The organism is Streptomyces sp. NPDC030296, from assembly GCF_055572815.1.
In genome coordinates, this window is sequence record NZ_JBVICQ010000008.1 from 341,424 (window position 1) to 354,851 (window position 13,428).

At 71.4% G+C, this 13,428-nt stretch carries 10 protein-coding genes and 1 tRNA gene; 8 read left to right on the forward strand and 3 right to left on the reverse strand.

Going from position 1 to position 13,428, the window contains the following annotated elements; translation table 11 throughout:
- Positions 1 to 21 precede the first annotated feature (21 nt).
- A tRNA-Val gene (locus ACZ4Z3_RS24450) sits at positions 22 to 93 on the forward strand.
- Between the two features lie 125 nt (positions 94 to 218).
- Here the strand turns inward: ACZ4Z3_RS24450 and ACZ4Z3_RS24455 are convergent.
- Positions 219 to 944 carry a 3'-5' exonuclease gene (locus tag ACZ4Z3_RS24455; RefSeq protein ID WP_055716809.1) on the reverse strand — a complete coding sequence of 242 codons (726 nt, stop codon included), beginning with the start codon at positions 942 to 944 and terminating at the stop codon, positions 219 to 221.
- A 168-nt stretch (positions 945 to 1,112) separates the two neighbouring features.
- Between ACZ4Z3_RS24455 and ACZ4Z3_RS24460 the strand changes: the two genes are divergently transcribed.
- The 4 genes from ACZ4Z3_RS24460 to ACZ4Z3_RS24475 all read left to right on the forward strand — a co-directional run bounded on the left by ACZ4Z3_RS24460 (position 1,113) and on the right by ACZ4Z3_RS24475 (position 5,689).
- Entirely contained in the window at positions 1,113 to 1,679 is a 567-nt protein-coding gene (locus ACZ4Z3_RS24460; RefSeq protein WP_055541061.1) for a DUF4365 domain-containing protein, read from the forward strand.
- Positions 1,676 to 2,902 carry a hypothetical protein gene (locus ACZ4Z3_RS24465; RefSeq protein ID WP_468502989.1) on the forward strand — a complete coding sequence of 409 codons (1,227 nt, stop codon included), beginning with the start codon at positions 1,676 to 1,678 and terminating at the stop codon, positions 2,900 to 2,902. The genes ACZ4Z3_RS24460 and ACZ4Z3_RS24465 overlap by 4 nt, the downstream gene beginning before the upstream one ends.
- Positions 2,903 to 3,029: 127 nt before the next feature.
- Positions 3,030 to 5,006: a threonine--tRNA ligase gene (gene thrS, locus ACZ4Z3_RS24470; protein WP_468502990.1), complete on the forward strand. Its 1,977-nt coding sequence runs from the start codon at positions 3,030 to 3,032 to the stop codon at positions 5,004 to 5,006.
- Positions 5,007 to 5,128: 122 nt separating this feature from the next.
- The gene (locus ACZ4Z3_RS24475; RefSeq protein WP_468502991.1) at positions 5,129 to 5,689 is read left to right on the forward strand and encodes an HIT family protein; all 561 of its coding nucleotides are present in this window, start codon (positions 5,129 to 5,131) and stop codon (positions 5,687 to 5,689) included.
- A 251-nt stretch (positions 5,690 to 5,940) separates the two neighbouring features.
- Here ACZ4Z3_RS24475 and ACZ4Z3_RS24480 read toward each other — a convergent pair whose 3' ends face one another.
- Together ACZ4Z3_RS24480 and ACZ4Z3_RS24485 are read right to left on the reverse strand one after the other, a co-directional pair.
- Positions 5,941 to 7,611: a hypothetical protein gene (locus ACZ4Z3_RS24480; RefSeq protein ID WP_468502992.1), complete on the reverse strand. Its 1,671-nt coding sequence runs from the start codon at positions 7,609 to 7,611 to the stop codon at positions 5,941 to 5,943.
- A gap of 299 nt (positions 7,612 to 7,910) precedes the next feature.
- A complete protein-coding gene (locus tag ACZ4Z3_RS24485) occupies positions 7,911 to 10,109 on the reverse strand; it encodes an elongation factor G-like protein EF-G2 (RefSeq protein ID WP_468502993.1) in 2,199 nt (732 codons plus the stop codon).
- A gap of 261 nt (positions 10,110 to 10,370) precedes the next feature.
- Between ACZ4Z3_RS24485 and pgsA the strand changes: the two genes are divergently transcribed.
- Genes pgsA through ACZ4Z3_RS24500 form a run of 3 tightly spaced genes read left to right on the forward strand, consistent with a single transcriptional unit; the run spans position 10,371 to position 13,239 of the window.
- Complete coding sequence (pgsA, locus tag ACZ4Z3_RS24490) at positions 10,371 to 11,129, forward strand: phosphatidylinositol phosphate synthase (RefSeq protein ID WP_468502994.1); 759 nt, start codon at positions 10,371 to 10,373, stop codon at positions 11,127 to 11,129.
- Positions 11,126 to 12,082, forward strand: coding sequence for a phosphatidylinositol mannoside acyltransferase (locus ACZ4Z3_RS24495; protein ID WP_468502995.1), 957 nt, complete (start codon positions 11,126 to 11,128; stop codon positions 12,080 to 12,082). Before pgsA ends, ACZ4Z3_RS24495 begins: the two co-directional genes overlap by 4 nt.
- Positions 12,079 to 13,239, forward strand: a complete 1,161-nt coding sequence (locus ACZ4Z3_RS24500) for a glycosyltransferase family 4 protein (RefSeq protein ID WP_468502996.1) — start codon at positions 12,079 to 12,081, stop codon at positions 13,237 to 13,239. The genes ACZ4Z3_RS24495 and ACZ4Z3_RS24500 overlap by 4 nt, the downstream gene beginning before the upstream one ends.
- The last annotated feature ends 189 nt before the right edge of the window (positions 13,240 to 13,428 follow it).

Here is a 13,428-nt window from a genome sequence, read left to right on the forward strand (position 1 = left end):
TGTATTGTTCAGTCCGTTCCCGGGCGATTAGCTCAGTGGGAGAGCGCTTCGTTCACACCGAAGAGGTCACTGGTTCGAACCCAGTATCGCCCACCCGGAAGAGAACCGGTCCGACACAGTCGGGCCGGTTCTTTGTTGTGGTGCTGCTTCTCCGCTGTGCCGACTGCTTCTCCGCTGTGGCGCCGGCACCGGCGCGCCTCGGCCGGTGGTCCTGCCGCTCACGCCGCCGCGGCCAGCCCCGGGCGCAGGGGCCAGGCCGGATCCACCGCCTCCTCCGAGCCGCTGCGCGCGAACCACGCCTGCAGGCCGCGGGCCTGCGCCGCGTGCCACACGGCCTGGAGGGTGTGCAGCTCGGCGGGGGAGAGGCGGGCCAGCCTCGTGGCGAAACGACGCCCCACGGCCCGTACGACGTCCATCGCCGCCTGCGCGTCGGCCGCCGCGTCGTGCGCGCCGTCCAGCACGACCTCGTAGTGCGCGCACAGATCGGTCAGGGTGCGGCGGCCCTTGCGGTAGCGGTCCAGGTGCTTGTCGAGGACCCGGGGATCGAGCACCCGCAGCGGCGTCGTCTCGAACCACTGGTCGAGCGACGAGGCGCGGTGACGCCTCAACTCCCGGTCCAGCAACGTCAGATCGAACGGCGCGTTCATCACCACCAGCGGGCGGCCGCGCGACGCCTGCTCGGCCAGCACCCTGGCTATCTCCTCCATCACCGGTGACGGCCAGCGCCCCTCGCGCTGCAACCGCTCGTCCGTCAGCCCGTGCACCGCCGTCGCCCCGGCCGGCACCGGCACCCCCGGATTCACCAGCCACCGGGTCACCCGGGGGCGGGTGCCGGGCGCGTCCTGGACGACGACGGCGGCCGACACGATCCGGTCGGTCTCGACGTCCACACCCGTGGTCTCCGTGTCGAACGCCGCCAAGGGCCCCTCGTACCAACACGTCATGCTTACTCAACTCCTCGTTCACCCAGAGCAGCTGACGCCCCGTCTTCTGCCCGTTTGGTGATACCCGGGCTGTTTGCGCCGTACGCCGGAAGGAGACAACAGAAGTACGGGTCTGCGCAGTTCAGGGGCTCGGCACGGGGAAGGACCTGTAGGGGAAGGCTGTTGGTCATGGCCATAGCGCAGCCCGAGCGGGGCGGGCTGCTGCCCGAGCACGCGGAGTCACACCGCGGCTCCCTCGCCACCACCGCCTGCATGGAGACACTGCAGGTGGGTTATCTGCACGCGGTGGCCGCGGCGGCGGGCTGCTCGCTGTCCCAGCCCTTTCCGGACAACGGCATCGACTGGCACGTCAGCCACGGCTCACCCGGTCACACGGTCGACGACGAGGTCACCATCAAGGTGCAGCTCAAGGCCACCTACCAGGTCGCCCCCAACCCCTCCGGACGCACCTTCTCCTTCACGCTCGACAACGACCACCTGGCGAAGCTCGCCCGCACACCCGTCACGGTGCACAAGATCCTCGTCGTGATGATCGTCCCGAGATCGCGGGAGCAGTGGCTGCGAGCCGGCCACGACCGCCTCGACCTGCGGCACTGCTGCTACTGGATCAACCTCGCCGGACACCCGATCACCGGCCGGCACCGCACGACCGTGCGCATACCGACCTCGCGCATCTTCGACGACCGAGCGCTCTGCGAGATCATGACGCGGGTCGGAACGGGAGGCAGACCGTGACTCACGGGCCCATCGACCAGCCCCTACGCCCGGTACGGCCCCACCCCGTCGAACCCGTCTGGACCCAGCCGCCCGACCCTGCCCGCGTCGACCCCGCCGTGCTCGGCGCCCTGCTGCTCCGGCACGGCTGGCAGCGGCGCGGCGGCGCCGCCGGACGCTACGGCCGCTGGACCCCACCGGGGCCCGGCGGCAGGGGCATGAGCCTGCTCGTCCCGGAGAACCGGGCCTTCCCCGACAGCGACGACCTGCTCGGGGAGGCGCTGACGGCTCTCTTCCGCAGCGGATCGCCGGCCGCACGCGACGTCCTGGTCGGCCTCGCCGTCCCCAGCGACGAGATCCGCTGGTGGCGGGATGTGCCGACCGGACCCGTGGGCACCGCCTCCTGGGCCGTGGAGGACCAACTCCGCTCCGCCGCACGCCAGATGCTCCTCGCGGCGGCTCTCGCCACCCGCGCGCGGGCCGGCTACCACGGCGCCCGCCACCGCCTGCCCGCCGCAGCCCTCCTCGACGGGGTGCTCGTCGGCGCCGCACCCGGCGGCCGCAGCCTCACCGCCTTCGTGCCCGTCACCACCGGGCGCCCCCTCGCCGTACGCCTCCAGCAGGCCCTGTACGCCACTCGCGAGGCCATCGACTACCAGCGCGCCACCGGCGGCATGGACGCCTTCGACGGCGCCGTGGAGGCCGGGGTGAGCCATGAGTTGACCGAGGCCCTCGTCGCCCTCGTCCGCGGCACCGAGGGCGCCCGCGTCGCCGTCGAGTGGGCGCCCGCCGCCGGGGTCCCCGAAGGCGGGGCGACCCCGCCCGAACCCGTCGAGTTCTCACCCGGCGACCTGCCCGTGCTGCGCGAGGCCGGGGCCCGCTACCTCCGCGAGGAACCCTCCGTGCCGGTCTGCCTCACCGGGGCCGTGGTCCGGATGCGCCGGTCCGCCGCGCGCGGCGAGGGAACCGTACGGCTGCGCGTCCTCGCCGGGGCGGAGGTCCCGCACGTCCGTATGACCCTCGACGAGGAGGCGTACCGGATCGCGGGGCACGCCCATCTCGTGGGGCTGCCCGTACGGGTCCACGGACGGCTGGAGAGCCGGGGCGGCTTCCGGCGGCTCACCGGCGCCGGCGGCGTCGCCCCCGTGGAGGTCGACGAGGCGGAGCGGGACCGCCTGATGAAGTCCCTCCAGGAGACGGCGGAGATCACGGCCTTCTTCGAAGAGGCGTGCGGAGGGGAGTGAGAGCCTTACGGGCGGGTCGCGGAACCGTCGAGGGCGTAACCGTTTCGCAGAGGGCACCCCCGGCTCGGTACGATTCCTGTCTGCGTACGCGGACGCGTGCGCGACCACCATCAGGCAGGAGAGACCGGTGTCAGACGTCCGTGTGATCATCCAACGCGATTCCGAGCGGGAAGAGCGCGTGGTGACGACGGGCACTACGGCCGCCGACCTCTTCGCCGGTGAGCGCGCCATCGTCGCGGCCCGCGTGGCCGGTGAACTGAAGGACCTCGCGTACGAGGTGAAGGACGGCGAGACCGTCGAGGGCGTCGACATCTCCTCCGAGGACGGCCTGAACATCCTGCGCCACTCCACCGCGCACGTCATGGCGCAGGCCGTCCAGGAGCTGTTCCCGGAGGCCAAGCTGGGCATCGGACCGCCGGTCCGGGACGGCTTCTACTACGACTTCGATGTCGAGAAGCCGTTCACGCCCGAGGATCTCAAGGCCATCGAGAAGAAGATGCAGGAGATCCAGAAGCGCGGCCAGCGCTTCTCCCGCCGCGTCGTCACCGACGAGGCCGCCCGCGAGGAGCTCGCGGGCGAGCCGTACAAGCTGGAGCTGATCGGCCTCAAGGGCTCGGCGTCCTCGGACGACGGCGCGGACGTCGAGGTCGGCTCCGGTGAGCTGACGATCTACGACAACCTCGACGCCAAGACCGGTGACCTGTGCTGGAAGGACCTCTGCCGCGGTCCGCACCTGCCCACCACCCGGAACATCCCGGCGTTCAAGCTGATGCGCAACGCCGCCGCGTACTGGCGCGGCAGCGAGAAGAACCCCATGCTCCAGCGCATCTACGGCACCGCCTGGCCCTCGAAGGAGGAGCTGAAGGCGCACCTCGACTTCCTCGCCGAGGCCGAGAAGCGCGACCACCGCAAGCTGGGCAACGAACTCGACCTGTTCTCCATCCCGGACGAGATCGGCTCCGGTCTCGCCGTCTTCCACCCCAAGGGCGGCATCATCCGCCGGGTCATGGAGGACTACTCGCGGCGTCGCCACGAGGAGGAGGGCTACGAGTTCGTCTACACCCCGCACGCCACGAAGGGGAAGCTCTTCGAGGTCTCGGGCCACCTGGACTGGTACGCCGACGGCATGTACCCGCCCATGCAGCTCGACGAGGGCGTGGACTACTACCTCAAGCCCATGAACTGCCCGATGCACAACCTGATCTTCGACGCGCGCGGCCGCTCCTACCGTGAACTGCCGCTGCGCCTCTTCGAGTTCGGGACCGTGTACCGGTACGAGAAGTCCGGTGTCGTGCACGGGCTGACCCGGGCCCGCGGCTTCACCCAGGACGACGCGCACATCTACTGCACCCGCGAGCAGATGGCGGAGGAGCTCGACAAGACGCTCACCTTCGTCCTGAACCTCCTGCGGGACTACGGCCTCACCGACTTCTACCTGGAGCTGTCCACCAAGGACCCGGAGAAGTTCGTCGGCTCCGACGAGGCGTGGGAGGAGGCCACCGAGACCTTGCGTCAGGTGGCCGAGAAGCAGGGCCTCCCGCTGGTCCCGGACCCGGGCGGCGCCGCCTTCTACGGTCCGAAGATCTCCGTGCAGGCCCGTGACGCCATCGGCCGCACCTGGCAGATGTCCACGGTCCAGCTCGACTTCAACCTGCCCGAGCGCTTCGACCTGGAGTACACCGGACCGGACGGCTCCAAGCAGCGCCCCGTCATGATCCACCGCGCGCTGTTCGGTTCCATCGAGCGCTTCTTCGCGGTGCTCCTGGAGCACTACGCGGGCGCCTTCCCGGCGTGGCTGGCGCCCGTCCAGGCGGTCGGCATCCCGATCGGCGACGCGCACGTCGAGTACCTGCAGAGCTTCGCCGCGGAGGCGAAGAAGAAGGGGCTGCGCGTCGAGGTCGACGCGTCCTCCGACCGTATGCAGAAGAAGATCAGGAACGCGCAGAAGCAGAAGGTGCCGTTCATGGTCATCGTGGGTGACGAGGACATGAACGCGGGCACGGTGTCGTTCCGCTACCGGGACGGCTCGCAGGAGAACGGCATCCCGCGTGACGAGGCGCTGGCGAAGCTCGCCGACGTGGTGGAGCGCCGCGTCCAGGTGTGAGCCGCCCTCGCGGCTGAGCGCGTGAGAAGGAGGCCCCCGGGGATTCGCCCAGATCCCCGGGGGCCTCCGCTCGTCTGTCCCGCCCCGGCACCCGGCGACACGCCGGGAACGGACGAAGCCATATGCTGCACTGCATGACGAGTGAGCCGGAACAGCAGATCGGAGTGGGAACGCAGGACGCGTTCCAGCGCCTGTGGACGCCCCACCGGATGGCCTACATCCAGGGCGAGAACAAGCCGACCGGTCCGGGGGCCGACGACGGCTGTCCGTTCTGCTCCATCCCGGCCAAGTCGGACGAGGACGGCCTGATCATCCGACGCGGGGAGCATGTGTACGCGGTGCTCAACCTCTACCCGTACAACGGCGGCCACCTCATGGTCGTGCCGTACCGGCACGTCGCCGACTACACGGACCTCACGGTCCAGGAGACCGCCGAGCTGGCCGAGCTGACCAAGCAGGCCATGACCGCCCTGCGCACCGCCTCCGGCGCGCACGGCTTCAACATCGGCATGAACCAGGGCACGGTCGCCGGCGCGGGCATCGCGGCCCACCTCCACCAGCACATCGTGCCCCGCTGGGGCGGCGACACGAACTTCATGCCGGTGGTGGGCCACACGAAGGTGCTGCCGCAGCTCCTGGCCGACACGAGGAAGATGCTGGCGGAGGCGTGGCCCAGCGTGTGAGGTAGGGCCGCCTTTCCGTCTGCCGGGTGAGGACGCGTGCGCGTCCGCGGGCGCGTGGGGCTTGTTCGCGCAGTTCCCCGCGCCCCTGAAAAGCGCCCGGGGCTACGCCCCGTGCTTTTCAGGGGAGGGCGGGCCGTAGGCCCGTCCCTCCAGGGGCGCGGGGAACTGCGCGACCAGCCCCCACCCACCCGCACCCGCCGACGAATCCGCACCCCCGACCCACCAGGCGCCCGCCCAAGCCGGCGCAGCGCTCACGCGTCGTAGACGTCCGCCTTACGCGGCGTAGGATCCTGCACCGCCCCGCTGAGGAACGCCGAGCGGGAGCCGAACTTCTCCGTGTCCACGCCGTTCTCCGCCAGCACCTTGATCGCGGCGTTGTGGACGACCCGAAGGACCGGCGTCGCGGCGCGCAGCGCGTCGTCGGCCATGAACCGGTGCCGCCACGGCTGGTCGGCCCAGGCGTGCCGCAGACCGAACGGCTCCGGCAGGCCGATGGAGCCGCCGAGCCAGTTGAGCAGCGGCGGGTACCAGGTCAGCGGGGCGCGCGCGGTGAGCCGTACGACCTCGTCGGCGTCGACGAGGGGGAGCTTGACCTTGCGGGTCTCCCAGAACCTGACCGACTTCTGGACTTCCTTCTCCTTGGCCGCCGGCCCGGTCGTGAACAGCCCGTGCACCGGACCCAGGGCGTGTCCGGTCACCTCGATGCGGAGCGTCTGGTGCAGGACGGTGACCGTCACCAGCATCGTGATGATCAACTGGCCGTCCCAGAGCGTCCACTGGACGCCCAGGTAGTGCCGGTTGCCGCTGCCGAAGTGCTGCTTGTTGCAGATCTCCTGTATGGCGTGGGTCTTGTACTGGTACGCCTCCACGTCGGTGCCGTCGGGCCGTGCCACGGCGGCGGCGCCCTCACCGATGGGGCTGACGATCCAGTGCTTGATGGAAGGGGCCGTGAAACCACCCGTGTTGAGGGGGGTGCGCTCCAGCATGCGCAGCTGGTCGTGGATGGCCCGTATGACGTCCCAGCTGCGGAACGGGTGGATCTCCTTGCCGGACTCGGCGGGCACCAGGTCCTCGGCGAGCTGCCAGCTGCCCCACCGGGTGCCCATGCCGAGGATGCCCTTGGGGCCGGCGTAGAAGACGAGGTTGGAGCGCTGCTCGGCGCTGAGCCGGGCGAGTTCCTTGCGCAGCTGCTCGGCTTTCGTCTCGCCCGGGCTGCCGGGCACCGCCTCGGGGACCTTCGCCCCGATGCCGCCGCCGGAGAGCAGACCCGCCCAGCGGTCCCGCAGGTCCTGGGCGGTGCGCTCGCAGATCTGCTTGGCCCAGAACCAGCCGACGACCGGCAGCACCACGCACGCGCGCGCGTACCAGGCCCAGAACCCGTCGAACGGCATCCTGAGCAGGAAGATCACGGCGAGGGCGCCCACGGCGACGAGCAGGGTGGTGCCGAGGGCACCGGCCCGCTTGTCCTCACGCTTGGAGATCGTCGTGCGGATCTGGAAGACCAGCAGCCACAGCAGCAGGCCGGGCAGGAAGAGCAGTCCGCACAGGACCATCACCGCCGACAGCCAGTTGTCGCGCTCCCGGCGGATGTTGGTCGCCGCCAGGCAGTGCTCGACGACGACCTGCGGCTCCATGCCGAAGGACTGGATGAGCGGTTTGCGGCCGGCGCCGACCATCCGGTCCCGCACCGCGAGGGAGAACGCCTCCCCGAGGTTCGGCCGGAAGATCGTCGCCCACTTGCGGCCCGGTTTCACCGAGGACTTGTGCCACTCGTTGTTGGCCTTGAGGATCTCGTCGACCTCGTTGTCCCGGTAGGCCGCGGACGCCAGGGCGTACGTCGCCGCGGTCTGTCCCGCGGTGCCCGTCAGCGGGACCTGTGCCCCGGGAGTGAAATCGAATTCGTCCGCCACCGCCGCCCCCATCGCCGCACACTCGCTCCTGCGGCTCTTCCCGACTTCCGTGCTCCGCACACCTGTTGATCAGGTCATCACCCGATCCGGAGCTGATCAAGCCACACTTGTCGATCAGGTGATCAGCGTATCCGCAGTCACGGACATCGCGCGGCGTGAAGAACGGACATTCACGGAACCCACCGGCCCCGCCCTCCCGCGCGGGCGGACGGGGCCCTCGGCACCCGTCGGCGGGCGGCCGCAGCCGCCCGCCGACCTGCCGGCAGTCCCTTCCGCCGAACGCGAACCGTCAGTGCTTCCTCAGTTCTCCTTCAGTTCTCCCTCGCCCGTTCGCGAAGCCGCTCGGCCACCTGGGGCGGCATCGGCTCGTGCCGGGTGTAGCGGCGGCCGAAACGCGCGGTGCCGTGGGAGAGCGAGCGCAGATCGACGGCGTAGCGGTCGATCTCGATCTCGGGGACCTCGGCGCGCACCAGGGTGCGCCCGCCGCCCGCCTGCTCCGTGCCCACGACCCGTCCGCGCCGTCCCGACAGGTCGCTCATGACCGGGCCGACGTACTCGTCGCCGACCAGCACCGACACCTCGGCCACCGGCTCCAGCAGATGGATCTTCGCGTCGGAGGCCGCCTCGCGCAGCGCCAGCGCGCCCGCCGTCTGGAACGCGGCGTCGGAGGAGTCCACCGAGTGCGCCTTGCCGTCGCGCAGCGTGATCCGCACGTCGATCAGGGGATAGCCGGCCGCGACCCCCTTGGCGGCCTGCGCCCGTACACCCTTCTCGACGGACGGGATGAACTGCCGGGGCACCGCACCGCCGACGACCTTGTCCACGAACTCGATGCCCGAGCCGCCGGGCAGCGGCTCCACGTCGATCTCGCAGATCGCGTACTGCCCGTGCCCGCCGGACTGCTTCACATGACGGCCCCGCCCGGCCGACTTGCCCGCGAACGTCTCCCGCAGGGAGACCTTGTGCGGGACGACGTCGACCTGGACGCCGTACCGGCTGCGCAGCCGCTCCAGCGCCACGTCGGCGTGCGCCTCGCCCAGGCACCAGAGCACCACCTGATGGGTGTCCTGGTTCTGTTCGAGCCGCATCGTCGGGTCCTCGGCGACCAGCCGGGAAAGGCCCTGGGAGAGCTTGTCCTCGTCGGCCTTGCTGTGCGCCTGGATGGCGAGCGGCAGCAGCGGGTCGGGCATCTCCCACGGCTCCATGAGCAGTGGGTCGTCCTTCGACGACAGGGTGTCGCCGGTCTCCGCGCGGTTCAGCCTCGCCACACACGCCAGGTCGCCCGCGATGCAGTGCGTGAGGGTCCGCTGCTGTTTGCCGAAGGGCGCCGACAGGGCGCCGATCCGTTCGTCGACGTCGTGGTCCTCGTGCCCGCGGTCGGCGAGCCCGTGCCCCGAGACGTGCACCGTCTCGTCGGGGTGCAGCGTCCCGGAGAAGACCCGCACCAGGGAGATACGGCCCACATAGGGGTCGCTGGCCGTCTTCACGACCTCGGCGACCAGGGGGCCGTCCGGATCGCAGGCCGCCCCGATATCCCGCGGCGCGCCGTCCGGTGTCGTGACCGACGGGGCCTCGCGCTCCAGAGGCGTGGGGAACCCGCCGGTGATCAGCTCCAGCAGCTCGACGGTGCCGATGCCCTGGCGGGCGCCCTCGGCGGCGGGCGCCGCCGCCAGCACGGGGTGGAAGACACCGCGGGCGACGGCCCGTTCCAGGTCGTCGATGAGCGTCTTGAGGTCGATCTCCTCGCCGCCGAGGTAGCGGTCCATGAGGGTCTCGTCCTCGCTCTCCGAGATGATCCCCTCGATCAGCCGGTTGCGTGCCTCCTCGATGTCCGGCAGCTGCTCGGGGCCCGGCTCGGACTCCTTGCGCTCCCCGGACGCGTAGTCGAGCAGCTTCTGCGACAGCAGGCCGATCAGCCCGGTCACGGGCGCGTGCCCGTCCGGGCCCTGCGGGCCGTGCAGGGGCAGATAGAGCGGCAGTACGGCGTCGGGGTCGTCCCCGCCGAACGTCTCCGCGCAGATCCGCGTCATCTCCTCGAAGTCCGCCCGCGCGGCCTCCAGATGCGTGATCACGATCGCCCGCGGCATGCCGACCGCCGCGCACTCCTCCCACACCATGCGGGTCGAGCCGTCGACGCCGTCGGAGGCCGAGACGACGAAGAGGGCCGCGTCCGCCGCTCGCAGACCGGCCCTGAGTTCCCCGACGAAGTCGGCGTATCCGGGGGTGTCCAGAAGATTGACCTTGTACCCGCCCCATTCCACGGGTACCAGGGAGAGCTGCACCGAGCGCTGCTGCCGGTGCTCGATCTCGTCGTAGTCGGAGACGGTGCCGCCGTCCTCCACACGGCCCGCCCGGTTCACGGCTCCCGCGGTCAGCGCGAGAGCCTCCACCAGAGTCGTCTTGCCCGATCCGGAGTGGCCGACCAGCACCACATTCCGTACGGACGCGGGGTGGTCGGCCGCCGTAGCCCTGCCGGCGGCCCCAGGGTGTGCGTTCGCCTTGTCGCCCATGGTCCTGCCTCCCGTGCACGGTGAGGTCACTGTGGGCGCGGACACGCGAGGGCCGCGTGCGGTGGCGGCTCCGGCGACGCCCGCGGTCCTTCGAGCTTTCCACTCCCGTCACGGTGCGTCCATACGACGGACGTGATCCCTCCTCCCGCGCAGGTGGGGCGCGGTGGCGGTCGGCCGCGCCCCCGCCGCGCCACCGGTGCGTTCAGGACAGGACACGGCAGGCCGATGCCCGACGGCCGCCCGCGCACACCCGTGGCTACGATGGGCCAGCCGACGGCCAGCAGGGGCCGCCCGGCGACACCGACCCTCGGGAAGGCCATGCTGAACAAGTACGCGCGTGCATTCTTCACGCGTGTCCTCACACCGTTCGCCGCGTTTCTGATCCGCAGGGGCGTCAGCCCCGACACGGTCACGCTCCTCGGCACCGCCGGAGTGATCGCGGGCGCGCTGGTCTTCTACCCCCGGGGCGAGTTCTTCTGGGGCACGATCGTCATCACGCTGTTCGTGTTCTCGGACCTCGTCGACGGCAACATGGCCCGCCAGATGGGCCGTTCCAGCCGCTGGGGCGCCTTCCTCGACTCCACGCTCGACCGTGTCGCCGACGGCGCGATCTTCGGCGGCTTCGCCCTGTGGTACGCGGGCGGCGGCAACGACAACGTCCTGTGCGCGGTGTCGATCTTCTGCCTGGCCAGCGGCCAGGTCGTGTCGTACACCAAGGCGCGCGGCGAGTCGATCGGTCTGCCGGTGGCGGTCAACGGCCTCGTGGAGCGCGCCGAGCGCCTGGTGATCTCACTGGTCGCCGCCGGTCTCTCGGGGCTGCACAAGTTCGGCGTGCCCGGCATCGACGTCCTCCTGCCGATCGCCCTGTGGATCGTCGCCGTCGGCAGCCTCGTCACGCTGATCCAGCGCGTGGTCACCGTGCGTCGTGAGTCCGCCGAGGCGGAGGCGGAGGCCGCCGCCTCCGCCTCGACGGACACGGCTCCGGGGGACTCCCCGCGCAACAGCGAGGCGACCTCGTGAGCGGTCTGCAGGAGCGCCTCACCGACGGGCTGTACGGCCTCGGCTGGGGCACCGTGAAGAAGCTGCCGGAACCCGTCGCCGCCCGCCTCGGCACCACGATCGCCGACGCCACCTGGAAGCGGCGCGGGCCGCTCGTGCGCCGCCTGGAGTCCAACTACGCGCGCGTGGTGCCGGGCGCGGGCCCCGAGCGGCTCGCGGAGCTGTCCCGCGCGGGCATGCGGTCGTACCTGCGCTACTGGATGGAGTCCTTCCGGCTCCCCGCGTGGAGCGAGCAGCGGATAAGGGCCGGCTTCGTCCCCGAGGACCTCCACCATCTGACCGACGGCCTCGCCGCCGGGCAGGGCGTCATCCTCGCCCTGCCCCACCTCGCCAACTGGGACCTCGCCGGCGCCTGGGTCACCACCGAGCTGAAGACCCCGTTCACGACGGTCGCCGAACGCCTCAAGCCCGAATCCCTGTACGACCGCTTCGTCGCCTACCGCGAGGGGCTCGGCATGGAGGTCCTGCCGCACAACGGCGGCACCGCCTTCGGCACACTGTCCCGGCGGCTGCGCGACGGCGGCCTGGTCTGCCTGGTCGCCGACCGCGACCTGTCCGCCTCCGGAGTCGAGGTCGACTTCTTCGGCGAGCCGACCCGGATGCCCGCCGGACCGGCCCTCCTCGCCCAGCAGACCGGAGCCCTGCTCCTGCCGGCCACGCTCTGGTACGACGACTCGCCCGTCATGCGGGGACGGGTCCACCCCCCGATCGAGGTACCCCAGTCAGGTACCCGCGCCGAGAAGACGTCTGTCATGACACAGGCGCTGGCCGATGCCTTCGCCACGGGCATCGCCGACCATCCGGAGGACTGGCACATGCTCCAGCGCTTGTGGCTCGCGGACCTCGATCCCGCGAAGGATCCTGAGAGGACCTCCAAGGAGTCCTCCGAGGACCCCGAGAAGGGACGCCCGTGAGGATCGGCATCGTCTGTCCGTACTCCTGGGACGTACCCGGGGGAGTCCAGTTCCACATCCGTGACCTGGCCGACCATCTCATCCGCCTCGGCCACGAGGTGTCCGTCCTGGCCCCCGCCGACGACGACACGCCCCTGCCGCCGTACGTGGTCTCCGCGGGCCGGGCGGTCCCGGTGCCCTACAACGGCTCGGTGGCCCGCCTGAACTTCGGCTTCCTGTCCGCGGCCCGGGTGCGGCGCTGGCTGCACGAGGGCACGTTCGACGTGATCCACATCCATGAGCCGGCCTCCCCGTCGCTCGGCCTGCTCGCGTGCTGGGCGGCCCAGGGTCCGATCGTCGCCACGTTCCACACCTCCAACCCTCGGTCGCGGGCGATGATCGCCGCGTACCCGATCCTCCAGCCCGCGCTGGAGAAGATCAGCGCGCGCATCGCGGTGAGCGAGTACGCGCGCCGCACCCTCGTCGAGCACCTCGGCGGCGACGCGGTCGTCATCCCGAACGGCGTCGACGTCGACTTCTTCGCCCGCGCCAAGCCCAAGCCCGACTGGCAGAGCGACACGCTCGGCTTCGTCGGCCGTATCGACGAGCCCCGCAAGGGCCTGCCCGTTCTGATGAGGGCGCTGCCGAAGATCCTCGCCGAGCGCCCGCAGACCCGGCTGCTGGTCGCCGGGCGCGGGGACGAGGAGGAGGCCGTGGCCTCGCTGCCCGAGGAGCTGCGTTCGCGCGTGGAGTTCCTCGGCATGGTCAGCGACGAGGACAAGGCGCGCTTCCTGCGCAGCGTCGACGTGTACGTCGCCCCCAACACCGGCGGCGAGAGCTTCGGCATCATCCTCGTCGAGGCCATGTCGGCGGGGGCCCCGGTGCTCGCCTCCGACCTCGACGCGTTCGCCCAGGTCCTCGACCAGGGCGCCGCGGGCGAGCTGTTCGCCAACGAGGACGCCGACGCGCTCGCCACCGCCGCCGTACGCCTCCTCGCCGACCCCGCCCGCCGCGCCGAGCTCCGCGAACGGGGCAGCGCCCACGTCCGCCGGTTCGACTGGTCGACGGTCGGCGCGGACATCCTCGGCGTCTACGAGACGGTCACCGAGGGCGCGGCGTCGGTGGCGGCGGACGAACGGATCGGTTTGCGGGCCCGGCTGGGTCTGGCCAGGGACTGAGACGGGGGTCCGGGGTCCGGGCTCCGGCACGCCGGCCGGGCGGGATCGCGGCCTTGCCGCCCCGGTGGGGGTGGCGCTCGGCGGCGCGGGCCCGGCAGCCGTGCCCTCCCGGCGGGCGAAGCCGCGGTGCCGCGGCCCGGAGAGGGCCCCCTCGGCTTGGGCGGGCCCGGCGGCGTCACGTGCCGGCGC

Excerpts from the sequence above, each read along its gene's own strand:
- ACZ4Z3_RS24475 (WP_468502991.1), top strand. The coding sequence starts at position 5,129 with ATGCTGCACTGCATGACGAGTGAGCCGGAACAGCAGATCGGAGTGGGA.
- ACZ4Z3_RS24485 (WP_468502993.1), bottom strand. The coding sequence starts at position 10,109 with ATGGGCGACAAGGCGAACGCACACCCTGGGGCCGCCGGCAGGGCTACG.
- ACZ4Z3_RS24480 (WP_468502992.1), bottom strand. The coding sequence starts at position 7,611 with ATGGGGGCGGCGGTGGCGGACGAATTCGATTTCACTCCCGGGGCACAG.
- ACZ4Z3_RS24460 (WP_055541061.1), top strand. The coding sequence starts at position 1,113 with ATGGCCATAGCGCAGCCCGAGCGGGGCGGGCTGCTGCCCGAGCACGCG.
- pgsA (WP_468502994.1), top strand. The coding sequence starts at position 10,371 with ATGGGCCAGCCGACGGCCAGCAGGGGCCGCCCGGCGACACCGACCCTC.
- ACZ4Z3_RS24455 (WP_055716809.1), bottom strand. The coding sequence starts at position 944 with ATGACGTGTTGGTACGAGGGGCCCTTGGCGGCGTTCGACACGGAGACC.